Annotated in this window: 12 protein-coding genes; 3 read left to right on the forward strand and 9 right to left on the reverse strand. The window is 71.9% G+C overall.

Features of this window, described 5'->3' with window-relative positions; all coding sequences use genetic code 11:
* The first annotated feature begins 91 nt into the window (after positions 1–91).
* The 3 genes from G6039_RS05340 to G6039_RS05350 all read left to right on the forward strand — a co-directional run bounded on the left by G6039_RS05340 (position 92) and on the right by G6039_RS05350 (position 2,668).
* On the forward strand, positions 92–967 hold the full coding sequence (locus G6039_RS05340) for a peptidylprolyl isomerase (protein ID WP_043798139.1): 876 nt from the start codon (positions 92–94) through the stop codon (positions 965–967).
* Entirely contained in the window at positions 967–1,761 is a 795-nt protein-coding gene (locus G6039_RS05345; RefSeq protein WP_043798141.1) for a peptidylprolyl isomerase, read from the forward strand. Before G6039_RS05340 ends, G6039_RS05345 begins: the two co-directional genes overlap by 1 nt.
* Before the next feature lie 112 nt (positions 1,762–1,873).
* Positions 1,874–2,668, forward strand: a complete 795-nt coding sequence (locus G6039_RS05350; protein WP_006941010.1) for a peptidylprolyl isomerase — start codon at positions 1,874–1,876, stop codon at positions 2,666–2,668.
* Positions 2,669–2,696: 28 nt separating this feature from the next.
* On the opposite strand, the gene G6039_RS05355 is transcribed toward G6039_RS05350, so the two are convergent.
* From G6039_RS05355 to secD, 9 genes are all read right to left on the reverse strand, one after another.
* Positions 2,697–4,841: a peptidase domain-containing ABC transporter gene (locus tag G6039_RS05355; protein ID WP_043798144.1), complete on the reverse strand. Its 2,145-nt coding sequence runs from the start codon at positions 4,839–4,841 to the stop codon at positions 2,697–2,699.
* A complete protein-coding gene (locus G6039_RS05360; protein ID WP_006941015.1) occupies positions 4,838–5,917 on the reverse strand; it encodes a TIGR04500 family putative peptide maturation system protein in 1,080 nt (359 codons plus the stop codon). Before G6039_RS05360 ends, G6039_RS05355 begins: the two co-directional genes overlap by 4 nt.
* Complete coding sequence (locus tag G6039_RS05365; RefSeq protein ID WP_231772869.1) at positions 5,914–6,939, reverse strand: MvdC/MvdD family ATP grasp protein; 1,026 nt, start codon at positions 6,937–6,939, stop codon at positions 5,914–5,916. Before G6039_RS05365 ends, G6039_RS05360 begins: the two co-directional genes overlap by 4 nt.
* A gap of 95 nt (positions 6,940–7,034) precedes the next feature.
* The gene (locus tag G6039_RS05370; protein ID WP_006941017.1) at positions 7,035–7,190 is read right to left on the reverse strand and encodes a putative ATP-grasp target RiPP; all 156 of its coding nucleotides are present in this window, start codon (positions 7,188–7,190) and stop codon (positions 7,035–7,037) included.
* A 147-nt stretch (positions 7,191–7,337) separates the two neighbouring features.
* Entirely contained in the window at positions 7,338–9,644 is a 2,307-nt protein-coding gene (locus G6039_RS05375; protein WP_006941018.1) for a RelA/SpoT family protein, read from the reverse strand.
* Positions 9,645–9,735: 91 nt separating this feature from the next.
* Positions 9,736–10,293 (reverse strand): adenine phosphoribosyltransferase, encoded by a 558-nt coding sequence (locus G6039_RS05380; protein WP_043798151.1) that lies wholly within the window; start codon positions 10,291–10,293, stop codon positions 9,736–9,738.
* Complete coding sequence (locus tag G6039_RS05385) at positions 10,290–12,044, reverse strand: ABC transporter substrate-binding protein (protein ID WP_006941021.1); 1,755 nt, start codon at positions 12,042–12,044, stop codon at positions 10,290–10,292. The genes G6039_RS05380 and G6039_RS05385 overlap by 4 nt, the downstream gene beginning before the upstream one ends.
* Position 12,045: 1 nt before the next feature.
* On the reverse strand, positions 12,046–13,248 hold the full coding sequence (gene secF / locus G6039_RS05390; protein WP_006941022.1) for a protein translocase subunit SecF: 1,203 nt from the start codon (positions 13,246–13,248) through the stop codon (positions 12,046–12,048).
* 2 nt (positions 13,249–13,250) lie between these two features.
* Positions 13,251–14,963 (reverse strand): protein translocase subunit SecD, encoded by a 1,713-nt coding sequence (secD, locus tag G6039_RS05395; protein ID WP_006941023.1) that lies wholly within the window; start codon positions 14,961–14,963, stop codon positions 13,251–13,253.
* Between the last annotated feature and the right edge of the window lie 78 nt (positions 14,964–15,041).

Raw genomic sequence — 15,041 nt, forward strand, 5'->3', positions numbered from 1 at the left:
GTTGGGGTGGCAGACTCGATCCGGCTCGAGCCGGGTTCCAGCGGCGACGCTGGGACCGGCAACGACGATCGGTTACGGGAGGACTACTGCAGTGCCGAGCAACGCACAGCGGCGCCAGGCCGCCAAACGCAAACTCGAGCGGCAACTCGAACGGCGGGCACAGCGGGCGCGCAAGCGCCGCCAGCTGACCATCGGTCTGTCGGCGCTCGGTGTGGCCGCGGTCGTCGCGGCGGGCGTCGGCATCTGGGTGCTCGGCCGCGGCGGCGACGACGCCGCCTCCACCGCGGCGTCGGAGACGACCGACCCGGCGCAGACCGAGTTCGCGGCGCTGCCCGCGGGCCGGTCGGAACCGCTGCCCGAATCGGTGAACTGTGCGTACCCGCCCGGCGGCGAACCGGCCAGGCCGGTGCAGCCGCCGCGCACCGACGGCATCCTCACCACCGGCGAGGGCAATACCGACATCAGTGTCAGTGTGGAGACCACCCAGGGCAACATCGGCCTGGTCCTGCACAACGACACCTCCCCGTGCACGGTCAACAACTTCCTGTCCCTGGCGTCGCAGGGGTACTTCGACGACACCGCCTGCCACCGCCTGACCACGTCCGACTCGCTCGCCGTGCTGCAGTGCGGCGACCCGACCGGCACCGGCGCCGGCGGCCCCGGCTACCAGTTCGCCAACGAGTTCCCCACCGACCAGTACGCGCCCGAGGATCCGGCGGCCACGCAGCCGCTGACGTACCCGCGCGGCACCGTCGCGATGGCCAACGCCGGCGCCGGCACCAACGGCAGCCAGTTCTTCCTCGTGTACGGCGACTCGATCCTGCCGCCGCAGTACACCGTGTTCGGCACCATCGACGAGACCGGCCTGGCGACCCTCGACACGGTCGCCGCCGCCGGGGTCGAGGGCGGCGGCCAGGACGGCGCGCCGGCCCAGCCGATCTCCCTGACCAGTGTGAGGATGGACTGATGACCCGTACCCGATCCGGCGCTGCCCGGGCCGCCGTGGCCGGGGTCGGTGTGGCGCTGCTGCTCACCGCCTGCTCCGGCGACCCGGACGACGGGTCCGCGACGTCCACGTCGAGCACCGCGGCCTCGGCACCGACGTCCGCACCGTCGCTGTCCGACTTCCCGGCCCTGCCCGCCCAGCGGGCCGAGCCGCTGCCCGATACGGTGAGCTGCGCGTACCCGTCCGACGGGCGACCGGCCGCGAAGCCGGTGCAGCCGCCGCGCGCCGAGGCCGTCCCCACCACCGACACCGACGTCACCGTGGCGACCACCCAGGGCGACATCGGGCTGGCCCTGCGGGGCGAGCTGTCCCCGTGCACCGTCGGCAGCTTCCTGTCGCTGGCCTCCCAGGGGTATTTCGACGACACCGACTGCCACCGGTTGACGACCGACCCGACGCTGTCGGTGCTGCAGTGCGGCGACCCCACCGCCACGGGTACCGGCGGACCGGGCTACGAGTTCGCCAACGAGTTCCCCACCGACCAGTACGCGGCCGGAGATCCGCAGGCGCAGAATCCGATGATCTACCCACGGGGCACGCTCGCGATGGCCAATGCCGGCCCCGGCACGAACGGCAGCCAGTTCTTCCTGGTCTACGGCGATTCGATCCTGCCGCCGCAGTACACCGTGTTCGGCACCATCGACGAGACCGGCCTGGCGACCCTCGACGAGATCGCCGCGGCCGGGGTGGACGGCGGCGGACCCGACGGACCACCGGCGGCGCCGACGACGCTGACCGCCGTCCGCACGGACTGATTCTGCGCGTCTCCCAACGCCCCGCCCACCCGCCGGTGGGCGGGGCGTTCGCGTCCCCGCCGCCGGCAGGGGTCTGTCGGATTGTGACGGGATCGTCTACTGTGCCGTGTCTGTGACCTCAGGTACCTCCATTGCTGCGCGCCTGGCCGCGACGCTCGGCGCAGCACTCGCGGCTGCGGCGTGTGCCGCTTCCGACACCGGGCCCGCCCCTGCCGCGCTGCGGGCGACGACCACCGCGGCCGCCACTTCCCCCGGGTTCGACCCGTCCGCCTATGTTGCGATGCCGCCGCGGCCGGAACCGGCGGCCGCCACCGTCGCCTGCGCGTTCCGTGCCGCCGGGCCGGCCGCGAGGACGGCGACCGTGCCCGCGTCGACGTCCGTGCCCGCGACCGGGACGGTGGAGCTGACGCTGACGACCTCCGCGGGTCCGGTCCCGCTGGTCCTCGAGCGCGCCGCAGCGCCGTGTGCGGTGCAGAGTTTCGTCGGCCTCGCCCGGCAGGGCTTCTTCGACGGGACCGAGTGCCATCACGTGACCGACGAACCGGGGATGCAGATGTTCCGGTGCGGCGACCCCACCGGATCCGGGACGGGAGGGCCCGGCTACACGTTCGCCGACGAGTACCCCGTCACGGTCGTCCGCGGGGAGAACGGCTACCTGCCGTCCCCCGTCGTGTATCCGCGCGGCACCGTCGCGATGGCCAACGCCGGGCACCGGGACAGCAACGGCAGTCAGTTCCTGCTCGTGTTCGGCGATTCCCTGCTGCAGCCGCAGTATTCGGTGTTCGGCACCGTCGGAGAACCCGGCCTGCGGGCGCTCGAGGAGGTCGCCGCGGCGGGCGACGACGGATCGAGTCCCCTGGGCGGTGGGCGCCCCCTGATCCCGATGCGGATCGTCGCGGTCGGGTGAGTGCGGCCGGGTGAGTGCGGCCGGCCACCTACCGCGTCTGCAGGGCGACGAGTTCCGCGTACCGCCCGTCCCGGCTCAGCAGTTCGTGATGGCCGCCCCTTTCGACGATCCTGCCGTCGTCGAGCACGAGAATCACATCTGCGGTGCGGACGGTGCTGAGCCGGTGCGCGATGACGATCCGGGTCTGGCGCAGCCCTCCCAGCGACGCCACGACCGACGCTTCGGTCGCGGCGTCGAGGGCGCTGGTCGCCTCGTCGAGCAACAGCACCCGGGGCGCGCCGAGCACCGCCCGCGCAAGCGCGATCCGTTGGCACTGCCCACCGGACAGGCCCGACCCGTCCCGCAGCATCGTCTCGTACCCCATCGGCATGGCGACGATCGCGTCGTGGATGTGCGCCAGTTTCGCGGCCTCGACGATGCGGGGGAGGGAGGCCTCCGCCCGTCCCGCGGCGATGTTCTGCGCGACGGTCCCGGTGAACAGGGCGCTGTTCTGCGTCACCACCCCGAACTGGGCGCGCAGCGAACGGGATTCCAGGTCCGCGGCGTCGTGTCCGTCGAACAGCACCCGTCCCTCCGTCGGCTCGTAGAGTCCGAGCAGCAGGCGGGCGAGGGTGCTCTTGCCGGAGCCGGACGGTCCCACCAGCGCCACCGTCGACCCGGCGGGGATGTCGCAGTCGATGTCGCGCACCACCCACGGCGAGCGCGGGTCGTACCGGAATCCGACACCGCGCAGCGAGATCGCGCCGCTGAGTGCCGGGGCGGGCCGCACGCTCCGGCCGTGCTGTTCGACGTCGCTGTCGACGATGTCCCGCAGCCGGGCCAGGTGGGCCGCCGCGAACTGCAGCCGCTGCAGCACCGACACCACCGAGCCGAGCGGGGCGAGCGCGGCGAGCGCGATCCCGTTCGCGGCGATCATGGCACCGAGCGTCTGCCGTCCGTCCAGCACGCCGACGACGCCGACGATCATCAGGACCGCGGGCGCCGCGACCCTGAGACCGGCCACCAGCGATTCGACCACACCCTCGAGGCGGCCGCTGCGCGACGCCGCGTCCAGGGCGGTGGTGAACAGAGCGTGCCACTGCGCGGCCGCAGCCGCCTCGGAACCGGAGGCCTTCACCGTCTCGATGCCGTTCACGGTCTCGAGCAGGCGTCCCTCGGCGAGGGCGTGCGCGCGCAACTCCTCCTGACCGAGCTGACCGACCCGGCGGCCGGTGCCCACGATCAGGACGATCTGCACCGTCGCGAGCACCATCAGCGTGACGCCGAGCATCGGCGCCCACCACAGCAGCAGAGCGAGGTACGTCAGCGCCAACGGCCCGTCGAGCACCGCCGCCACGACGGGTCCGGTGAGCAGCTCCCGAATGGCCCCGACGCTCGAGACCCGCTGCACCACGTCACTGGTTCCCCGGCGAGCGAAGTATGCATACGGCAATGCCAGCAGGTGCGCGACGGCGGCGCCGGTGAGCTCACCGTCGGCGCGCCGGCGCAGCGCCTCCAGCATCCGGCTGCGCACCACCCCGACCGCACCGTGCGCAAGGCACGCGACGACCGTCGCACCGACCACGGCGTACAGCAGCGGGCGGTCGGCGCTCGGCAGGACCCGGTCCACCAGAATCGCCGAGACCACCGGAAGCGTCATCCCGATCGCCTGCAACGCGATCGAGGCCACCACGACCGACGCGAGCAGTGCGCGGTGGCCGTGCAGGAACCGGGCCGGCATCGTTCGTCGCCGGGAGGCGGGCAGGGCCGGCGGCGGATAGACCGACGGGTCGCCGGGGCCGAACTCGATGCTCACGCCCGAGTACCCGTCGCGGAACTGTGCCCGGGTCAGGCGCCGGCGCCCCCGCGCCGGATCGACGATGTGCACGTGCCGCTCCGTGCACCGTTCGACCACCACGAAATGGTTGCCGTCCCAGTGCACGACGGCGGGCAGCTGTGCACCGCCCCCGGCGACGGCGTCGGCGGAGCGGCCGAAGGCGCGGACGTCGAGCCCGTGGCCGCGGGCACATCGCACGAGCGCCAGGGCGGTGAGTCCGTCGCGGGAAACCCCCAGCTCGTCGACGAGGTCCGCGACGCCGCGTGGGACGCCGAAGTAGGCGAAGATCATCGCCAGGCACGCCGCGCCGCAATCGGACATCCCGGTCTGAGCGAGCGGCCGGATGCGGCGCGTCACCGCGGCGTCTTCTCCGCCTCGCCCCAGAACCATTCGATCCGGGCGGTGCGGCGCCGGTCGGCGAGCCACTCGTCGAACAACCGCCTCGAGGCCTGCTCCAGCAGGTCCGAATCGGACGCGGCGGCGCGCGAGAGCACCTGTACCACTTCCCATTCCGTTCCGACCGCCCGCGGCGGCAGCAGCGTACCGGGCGCGACCGCATCGGCCAGGCCGGAGCCGAGGCCGAGGTCGAGGTCGGCCACGGTCCGCTCCATCAGCTCGGCCCCCAGCGGACGGGACGGGGCGACAGCCGTCAGCGCCGCGCCGAACGCGTCGGCCGTTGTGTCGCAGGTGCGTCGCCGCTCGGCGAACGCGGCGACGAACCGCTCGGCGGCGGCGCGGTCGGCGAAGCGCACGCGGGCGATCCGGAGCCGGTCGTACGTCGATCGGTGCGCCGCGCACCACGAGTCGACGCGGTCGACCGTCACCCGCGTGCGCAGCGCGGCAACGGCGGCCTCGCGTGCCACCATCTCCTCGAGCGCCGCGTGGTCGAGGTGCCGCCGTGCCATCCATGCAGCGGTCGCCGCCGGGGTCAGCAGGCCGCGCGCGCGACGGAAGGCGTCCATGGCGTCCTGCAGCTCACCGTCGGTCAGCGTCACCGGGCTCTCGGCGAGTTCCTGCTGGACGAGACACACGTCGACGAGTCGGTCGAGCAGGGCCGTCTGCTCCCACATCACGTCCAGATACGCCATCGCGTGCTGGATGTCGAGCGCCTCGCCGTTGACGCGTAGCAGCATCGATTCGGCGCTGCGTTGCGCGCCGCGCAACATCCACGGCACCTCCGACGGCGGCGCCCAGGACAGCGTGACGGTGCCACCGCGGGGCCCGGAGACGAGCAGGCCGAACTGCACGGTGTCCCCGTAGGCTTCCCGGTGCCGGAGCAGGCGAAGGCGCAGTCCGGGGTGCTCCGCCCGCAGGGCCGCCAGCAGTTCCTCCGCGGACCCGGCCGCTACCGGGTCGGTGTTGAGGCGCGCGAGCAGAGTCAGCGCCTGCCCGAGAGCAGCGTCGTCGAGCGCCGCGCCGGCCGGGGCGATCATGCGGGCACCTCCTGGACGGCGGGGCGCCGGGAGCGGTGGGCACCGTCGAGCAGCAGCTCGCACAGTGCGTCGGAGATGGGCAGACCCGTCGCGTCCTCGATCCACAACCACTGTCCCGACGGGTTGATCTCGAGGAACACGTAGCGGCCGTCCGGAGTGAGTATGAGATCGATTGTCCCGTACTGCAATTCGAGCTCAGCCACCAGACTGCGGCACAACGCGGCGAGCGCGGCCGGCAACTCGTGCCGGCTGTAGCGGGTCGTGGAAGGGTCGTAGCTGCGCCAGTCGAGCCGCGTGTGGTTGCTGTCCTGGCTGTGGATGGCGGCGCCGAGGACCCGCTGCCCGACCACCGTCACCCGCACCTCGATCTGTTTGGGCACATAGCCCTGCACGATCATCGGGCACAGGCGCATCGCCTCCGCGTACCCCAGGTCCGTCGTCGTGACAGGCTCGCACATGCGGAAGTAGCCGTCGTCACCGTCGATCAGGAACGGCCGGTCGAGCGGTTTGCTGATCACCTGCCCCTCGTGCCGGTCCCAGAAATCGAGGAACTCGTCCGGGGAGGTGGTCACGATCGTGGGCGGAAGCTCGAACCCGAGACGGCCGGCCAGGGTGAGCTGGGCGGTCTTGCGGGCCGCCTGCCGGATCGCGGCCCGCGTTCCCGGCACCGCGAGACAGTCCAGATCGTCCCAGAGCGCGGAGGTCATTGCCTCGCATTCCCTTTCGACGTACTCGCGGACCGCCGGGGCGGTGACCTCCGGGTGCGCCCGCGGGTTGCGTGGGCGGCGGAACCAGACCGTGTCGACGGCGGACAGGTCGATCCGCCCACCGCGGTGGTCGAGGGTGCGGCGGACCGCACCGCCGGCGGTGTAGCCGACGGAGATCGACGCGTGGACAGGAAAATCGGCGGGGTCGAACACGACGACCCGGGCGTCGCGCCGGCGCAACAGGTCGACGACGTGGTCTGCGTGCGGGTCACCCGGCTGGGTGAGCACCAGGATGCGGGCGGGATGCGCGCTCATGAGCTGTTCCTCGGGGCGGATCGGATCGGATCGGTCGACGGACGAGCGCCGGGTGGGCGAGGCGAGCCGCCTCCCCACCCGGCGTCCTCGGTCCGTCAGAAGTCCTGATCGGTACCGACCGCGCCGGTCGACATGTCGATCGTCTTGCTCGACCGATCCTCGCACGCGCGACCGCCGGACACGGTCGCGAGGCGCGCCTCGTCGAGTTCCGCACCCTCGGCGGAAATGGCGGTGATGACGGTGTTACGCAATGCGTTCTCCTCTGTCAGGATGTGCCGGACCGTCCGGCGAGGAGAACGATCGCGCAGCGCGCTTAGCATGCGCTTAGCGTCGGCTGACGGACCGCGACGTGCGGATGGGCGAGGTGGGGTCGCCGATCCTGCTACGCCGCGGACCTTCTATGCCGCGGAGGTCACCCGGTACACGTCGTAGACGCCCTCGACGTTGCGGACGACGTTGAGCACGTGCCCGAGGTGCTTGGGATCGCCCATCTCGAACGTGAAGCGGCTCACCGCGACCCGGTCGCCGGTCGTGGTCACCGACGCCGAGAGGATGTTCACCTTCTCGTCGGCGAGTGCCTTGGTGACGTCCGAGAGCAGCCGGTGCCGGTCGAGCGCCTCGATCTGGATGGCCACGAGGAACACCGACGACGGGGACGGCGCCCACTTGACCTCGATGATCCGCTCGGACTGCTGCTGCAGGGATCCGGCGTTGGTGCAGTCGGTGCGGTGCACGCTCACCGAGCCGGTGCGGGTCACGAAGCCCATGATCTCGTCGCCGGGCACCGGCGTACAGCACTTGGCCAGCTTCGACACCGTGCCCGGCGCGCCGGGCACGAGGATGCCGGAGTCACCGCTCTGCCGGGACCGGGTCGGAATGGACGACGGGGTGGACCGCTCCGCGAGCTCCTCCTCGACGCCACCGACCCCGCCGAGCAGCGCGACGAGGCGCTGCACGACGTGGTGCGCCGAGACATGGTGCTCACCGACCGCGGTGTAGAGCGCCGACACGTCGGCGTACCGCAGTTCCTTGGCCACGGCCTGCATCAGGTCCGCGTTCATCAGGCGCTGCAGCGGCAGCCCGACCCGCTTGACCTCCTTGCCGATGGCGTCCTTGCCGGCCTCGAGCGCCTCCTCGCGGCGTTCCTTCGCGAACCACTGCCGGATCTTGGCCTTCGCGCGCGGCGAGACCACGAACGACTGCCAGTCGCGGCTCGGCCCGGCATTGGGGTCCTTGGACGTGAAGACCTCGACGACCTCGCCGTTCTCGAGCTTGCGTTCGAGCGCGACGAGCCGGCCGTTGACCCGCGCGCCGATGCAGCGGTGCCCCACCTCGGTGTGCACGGCGTACGCGAAGTCCACCGGCGTCGACCCGGACGGCAGCGTGATCACGTCGCCCTTGGGGGTGAAGACGAAGATCTCCTTCACGGCGAGGTCGTAACGCAGCGACTCGAGGAACTCGCCGGGGTCGGCGGCCTCGCGTTGCCAGTCGAGCAACTGCCGCATCCACGCCATGTCGTCGAGCTCGGCGACGTCGCCCGAGTGTTTGCCCTTGGTCTCCTTGTACCGCCAGTGCGCGGCGATGCCGAACTCGGCGGTGCGGTGCATCTCGCGGGTGCGGATCTGCACCTCGAGCGGCTTGCCCTCGGGGCCGATCACGGTGGTGTGCAGCGACTGGTACACGCCGAACCGCGGCTGGGCGATGTAGTCCTTGAACCGGCCCGCCATCGGCTGCCACAGCGAGTGCACGACGCCCACGGCGGCGTAGCAGTCGCGGATCTCGTTGCACAGGATCCGCACGCCGACCAGGTCGTGGATGTCGTCGAAGTCGCGGCCCTTGACGATCATCTTCTGGTAGATCGACCAGTAGTGCTTCGGCCGGCCCTCGACGGTGGCATCGATCCGCGACGCTGCGAGCGTCGCGTTGATCTCGGCGCGGACCTTGGCCAGGTAGGTGTCGCGCGACGGCGCCCGGGTGGCGACGAGCCGCACGATCTCCTCGTACTTCTTCGGGTGCAGGATCGCGAAGGACAGGTCCTCGAGCTCCCACTTGACCGTCGCCATGCCGAGACGGTGCGCGAGCGGCGCGATCACCTCGAGGGTCTCGCGCGCCTTGCGGGCCTGCTTCTCCGGCGGCAGGAAGCGCATGGTGCGCATGTTGTGCAGCCGATCGGCGACCTTGATCACCAGGACCCGGGGGTCGCGCGCCATCGCGATGATCATCTTGCGGATGGTCTCGCCCTCGGCGGCGGTGCCGAGCACCACCTTGTCCAGCTTGGTGACGCCGTCGACGAGGTGGGCGACCTCCTCGCCGAACTCGGCGGTGAGCTGCTCGAGACTGTAACCGGTGTCCTCGACGGTGTCGTGCAGCAGCGCCGCGATCAGCGTCGTGGTGTCCATGCCGAGCTCGGCGAGGATCGTCGCGACCGCGAGGGGATGGGTGATGTACGGGTCGCCGGACTTGCGCTTCTGCGACGCGTGCCGCTCCTCCGCCACGTCGTAGGCGCGCTGCAGCTCCGACAGGTCGGCCTTCGGGTACAGCTCGCGGTGGATCGTGACCAGCGGCTCGAGCACCGGCTTGAGAGTGGTGCCGCGCTGCCCGGTGATGCGGCGCGCCAGCCGCGCCCGCACCCGGCGGGAGGCCGACGTGGACGCCGAGGTCGGGGTCGGACCGGAATTCTGGGACCGATCAAGATTCTGGGTCATGCCCACACCTCCCGTCGCCGATGCACACCGGACGCACCGCCGCACATTCCTCGTCGTCCGGAACCACCGGCACCTGCGCCAACTCTAGCTCTCAGAGCCGAACCAATGACGTCACCGGGTACTTTTCCAGCCGCGCCCGCCCACCGAGGGCCTCGATCTCGGTCACCACCGCCACCGCGACGACCAGGGCACCGGCCGCGTCGAGAAGCTCCGCCGTCGCCGAGAGGGTGCCGCCGGTGGCGAGCACGTCGTCGACGACGAGTACCCGCCGCCCGCGCAACCGAACCGAATCCTGCGGGATCTCGATCGCCGCGGTGCCGTACTCGAGGGAGTACTCGCGGGTGTCCACCGGCGGAGGCAGCTTGCCGGCCTTGCGCACCGCGAGGACGCCGACACCCAGAGCGTGGGCGATGCCGCCGCCGAGCAGGAAGCCGCGGGCGTCGACGCCGGCCACCAGTTCCGCGTCCGGCGCGGTGGCGGCCAGCGCGGCGATGACCGCCCCGAAGGCCTCGCCGTCGGCGAAGACCGGGGTCAGGTCGGCGAAGCGGACGCCGGGCGCCGGGAAGTCGTCGACCCAGCGGGTACGGGCGGTGACCGCCGTGGCGGCACGTTCGATCAGAGCGTGCGCTCCGGCGGGATTGCTGTTCATCTGTTGAGGATCCACCTGTCCATGTTCCAGCCCGCACCGGCAGCGCTGGGGTTGGCGACGGCGGCACGCAGGCCGCCGGCGAAGGTCGTCTCCCGGGGCTGCGCGTACAGCGGCAGGGTCGGCATCGCGGTCCACAGGATCGTCTCGGCCTCACCCACCAGACCGGAGATGGTGGCGTCGTCGGTGGTGACGGCGAGGGCGTCGAGGATCTGGTCGACGCGGGCGTCGGCGAAGCGCCCGACGTTGCTGCCGGCCGCGGAGTTGAGGGCGCCGCGCGCGTCCTGCATGTCGGCCGTGCCTCCCGCCCCTGCCGCGACGGCGGTCCCGGCGAGGACGGCATCGACCTGTCCCGCCGTGAGCTGCGACGGCGTGAACGTGTCCGAGGCGGCGTCGACCACCTCTATGCCCGCCTCGCGACAGGACTGGGCGATCAGCTCGACGGTACGGGCGCGGCGCGGGTCCGGGCCGAGGTACCCGATCCGCACGGTGATGCGGTCCGTCCCCGCAGCGGCGAGCTCGGCCTGCGCCGCGGTCGTGTCCGCCCGGTCGTAGCGGGCTGCGGGCCCGGACACGCCCGGGTACAGCGGCGAGTCGGCGGGCAGCAGCCGCGACGACGTCGTCCCGGAACCGAGTCCGGTGGCGGGCACGTCCCCGACCCGGCCGAACTCGTCGAACAACTGCGAGCGGGGCACGCACAGCGCGAACGCCCGGCGCGCGGCGGCGGCGCCGAGGCTGCCCCCGCCGGTGCCCAGCACGAGCTGCTCGACGTTGCGCGACGCCGCGGCCGTCGTCTCCACGTCGTCCCCGAGGGACAGGTCGAGTGCCCCGGTGCCGGTGTCGGCGACGTGGACGCGGCCGTCGGCGGCCGCCGCGGAGGCGTCGGTGCCGCGCGGCCACACCACGATCCGGTCGGTGCCGGGCTTGTTGCCCCACCAGCGTTCGTTCGCGACGAGGACGAGCCCGTCCTCGGCGGTGAACGACTCGATCCGGTAGGGGCCGGAGGCCGGCAGCAGCGACAGGTCCAGCCGGCCGGGGGTCAGGTTCCACCCGGTGTTCCAGAAGTCGGCGAGCCGGCGCAGCGCCTCGACGTCGCCACCGCCGATGGCGGCGACCACGTCGGGCACCCCCGAGACCCGGGCAGCGACGTGCGCGGGCATCAGCTCGGTGGCGCCGAACAGGGCTCGCCAGTCGGCGTAGGCTCGGCCGGCGCGGAAGACGACGGTGGCGTCCTTGGACCCGGTCTGACAGTCGATCCGTTCGATGTCGACGTAGCCGGAGCGCCGGGCGGCGGAGAACAGGTTCGCCGGAGCACCCGAGGCGTCGGGCGCGGTGAATCGGCCGCTGGCGGCGGCCCAGGCGAGCACCAGGTCGTCGCACGACATCGGCACCCCGTCCGAGTACACGGAGTCCGGGGACAGCCGGTACTGGACGGTCAGCGGGTCCTGCGAGACGACGGTGGCCGCCCCGATGTCGGTGTCGGAGATCACCTGACCGGCCGGATCGACGTAGCCGAAGCCGGGCAGCACGCGGGCCAGGGCCTGCCGGGCTCCCGAGGCGGCGCCGTCCACGGTGTTGGCGTTGTAGGTGGTCACCGTGTTGTCGACGGCATACCCGATGGAGGGCAGGGACTCCTCCGTCGTGCCACAGGCGACGGTGGTCGCGGCGAGCGCCGCCGCGGCGGCCGCGCCCGCGATCGCCGCGCGGACGGACCGGCGGCGCCGGGCTCGACGTGTGTGCTCGGGTGCCGACATGTCAGTGCCTTCTCTTGGCGCGCTTTCCGGTGGGCCGGACGCCCGGTCTGGGGGTGCGCTCGGCCACCGGCGCGGCGCCGGCGCCCGCCGTCGTGGTCGCTCCGATGCGTTTGGTCACGGACACGGGTGTCGCGCCGGCGTGCGCGCCGACGGCCTCCCCGGCGGGGGGCACGGTCCGCGATTCGGCGGCGCCGCGCTTGGCGAGCACCTTGCGGGTGTGTGCGGCCACCGGCCCGCGCCATTCCTTGAGGGTCACCAGCAGCGGAGTCGCGAAGAAGATCGACGAATAGGCGCCGACCACGATGCCGACGAGCTGGACGAGGGCGAGGTCCTTGAGGGTGCCGACGCCGAGCAGCCACACCGCGATGACCATCAGCGCGAGCACCGGCAGCACCGAGATGACCGTGGTGTTGATCGACCGCATGAGGGTCTGGTTGACGGCGAGGTTGGCCTGCTCGGCGTAGGTCCGACGATGCAGGTGCAGGATGCCGCGCGTGTTCTCCTCGACCTTGTCGAACACCACCACGGAGTCGTACAGCGAGAAGCCGAGGATGGTGAGCAGGCCGATGACGGTGGCCGGGGTGACCTCGAATCCGACGAGCGAATACACCCCCGCGGTGACGATCATGTCGAAGAACAGGGCGGCCAGCGCCGCGAGCGCCATGTCCCGCTCGTAGCGCACCGCGATGTAGATGCTGACGAGCACCAGGAACACCGCGAGCGCGATGAGGGCCTTCTGGGTGATCTGTCCGCCCCACGTCTCGCTGACGTCGGCGACGCTGATCGCGTCGCGCGACGGCACGCCGTCGGGCCCGGTCGGCTGGAACTCGTCGTACAGCGCGTTCTGCAGGGTCCGGACCTGCTCGAGGTCGAGGGCCTCCGAACGGATCTGAATGGAGGCGCCCGCGCCGGACCCGACGGTCTGCACCGATACGGGCTCGGTGCCGAGGGTGTCGGAGTACACCGTCTCCACCTGCTCGGTGGTGACGCCCTCGGCGGCCGGGAGCTGGATGCGGGTGCCGCCCTCGAAGTCGATGCCCCACGTGAAGCCGCGGATCAGCATGCTCAGCAGCGCCACCAGCACGATGCCGCCGGTGAGCAGGTAGTAGAACTTGCGGCGGCCGACGATCTCGAACGCGCCGGTGCCGGTGTAGAGGCGGGAGAGGACGCTGTGCCGGGGTGCGGTCGTGGTGGTGTCGGTCATCGTCACGCCTCCTTCGCCGAGGCAGCCGCGAGCTGGCGTTCACGGGCGACCTGCTGAATGGCGCCGAGACCGTTCACGCTCGGCTTGGACCAGAACTTCGACGTCGACGCCAGGTGCACCAGCGGCCACGTCACCAGGAACACCACCACGACGTCGAGGATGGTGGTCAGGCCGAGGGTGAAGGCGAAGCCGCGGACCTGACCGACCGCGAGGACGTAGAGCACCGCGGCGGCGATGAAGCTCACGGCGTTGCCGGACAGGATGGTCCGGCGGGCCCGGGCCCAGCCGCGGGGCACGGCGGAGCGGAAGCTCCGACCCTCACGGATCTCGTCCTTGATGCGTTCGAAGAACACCACGAACGAGTCGGCGGTCATGCCGATGCCGATGATCAGGCCGGCGATGCCGGCGAGGTCGAGGGTGAAGTTGATGTACCGGCCGAGCAGCACCATCACCGCGTACACGGCGAGCCCGGACATCACCAGCGACAGCGCGACGAGCACGCCGAGCATGCGGTAGTAGACGAGACTGTAGAGCAGCACGAGGACCAGGCCGACGACGCCGGCGATCAGCCCGGCCTCGAGCGATGCCAGGCCGAGGGTCGCGGACACCGTCTCGGCCTCCGACGCGGCGAACGACAGGGGCAGCGAGCCGTACTTGAGGGTGTTGGCGAGCTCGGTGGCCTGGGTGTTGGTGAAGTTGCCGGTGATCGAGGTCGCGCTGCCGGCGGGGGTGGCGCCCTGGATCACGGGCGCGCTGACCACCTTGGAGTCGAGGACGAACGCGGCCTGCTGGCCGATGCTGGCGGCGGTGAACTGCGCCCAGGTGCTGCTGCCCTCGGAGTCGAACGTGAGGCTGACCTCGTAGCGGGACTGCTGGGTGTTGTAGCCGGAGGAGGCGTCGGTGATCTGCTGGCCGTCGATGATGCTCGGGCCGAGCAGATAGACGGCGGTGCCGTCGGTGGAGCACGCGACGAGCGGCTTTGCCGGATCGTCGTTGCCGGCGAGCGGGTCGGCGGCCGAGCAGTCCAGGGTGGCCATGGCCTGCTGCAGGACGGCCGGGTCCTCGCTCTGCCGGGTCTCCTTGGCGGCGGCGATGTCCGCGGCGGCCCGGGCCTGCGGGTCGAGGTCCTCCGTGGGAGCGGGAGCGGGCGCCGGGGCGTCGGTGGCGGGCGCCGGGGCGTCGGTGGCGGGCGCCGGGGTGTCGGTGGGATCCTGCGCCGGGAAGGGCCGGCCCTGCGGTTCGGGAGCGGGCGTGGCGGCGTCGGGCGCCGGCGTCGCGGGGGCGGGAGCCTGCGGGTCCGTGGGCGCGGGCGCCGGCTGCGCGGCGTTAGCGCTGGCGATGGGCTGACCGATCACGGGCCGGATGTACAGCCGTGCGGTCTGGCCGAGAGTGCGGGCCTGCGAGCTGTCGTCGCCGGGAACCGTGATCACCAGGTTGTCACCGTCGATCACCACCTCGGAGCCGGACACGCCGAGGCCGTTCACGCGGGTCTCGATGATCTGCTGGGCCTGCCGGAGACTGTCCTGGCTGGGCGCGCTGCCGTCCGGGGTGCGGGCGGTGAGGGTCACCCGGGTGCCGCCCTGCAGGTCGATGCCGAGTTTCGGCGTCGCCGACTTGTCCCCGGTGAAGAAGATCAGGGCATACAGCGCCACCAGGATCGCCCCGAACAGGGCGAGGGAGCGAACTGGATGCACCGATCCGTTGGAAGGTGCCACGGTCTGTCAGTCTCCTCGATGCGAGTGAGTGATGCGCTGGTCACGGGGCCACCGCACCCGTCGGGCGCGGCCCCCGGC

It is taken from the genome of Rhodococcus aetherivorans (genome assembly GCF_011058165.1).
Lineage (GTDB): Bacteria > Actinomycetota > Actinomycetes > Mycobacteriales > Mycobacteriaceae > Rhodococcus > Rhodococcus aetherivorans.

Coding starts and splice junctions, on each gene's coding strand:
- G6039_RS05345 (WP_043798141.1), top strand. CDS start 967: ATGACCCGTACCCGATCCGGCGCTGCCCGGGCCGCCGTGGCCGGGGTC.
- G6039_RS05360 (WP_006941015.1), bottom strand. CDS start 5,917: ATGATCGCCCCGGCCGGCGCGGCGCTCGACGACGCTGCTCTCGGGCAG.
- G6039_RS05365 (WP_231772869.1), bottom strand. CDS start 6,939: ATGAGCGCGCATCCCGCCCGCATCCTGGTGCTCACCCAGCCGGGTGAC.
- G6039_RS05375 (WP_006941018.1), bottom strand. CDS start 9,644: ATGACCCAGAATCTTGATCGGTCCCAGAATTCCGGTCCGACCCCGACC.
- G6039_RS05380 (WP_043798151.1), bottom strand. CDS start 10,293: ATGAACAGCAATCCCGCCGGAGCGCACGCTCTGATCGAACGTGCCGCC.
- G6039_RS05385 (WP_006941021.1), bottom strand. CDS start 12,044: ATGTCGGCACCCGAGCACACACGTCGAGCCCGGCGCCGCCGGTCCGTC.
- secF (WP_006941022.1), bottom strand. CDS start 13,248: ATGACCGACACCACCACGACCGCACCCCGGCACAGCGTCCTCTCCCGC.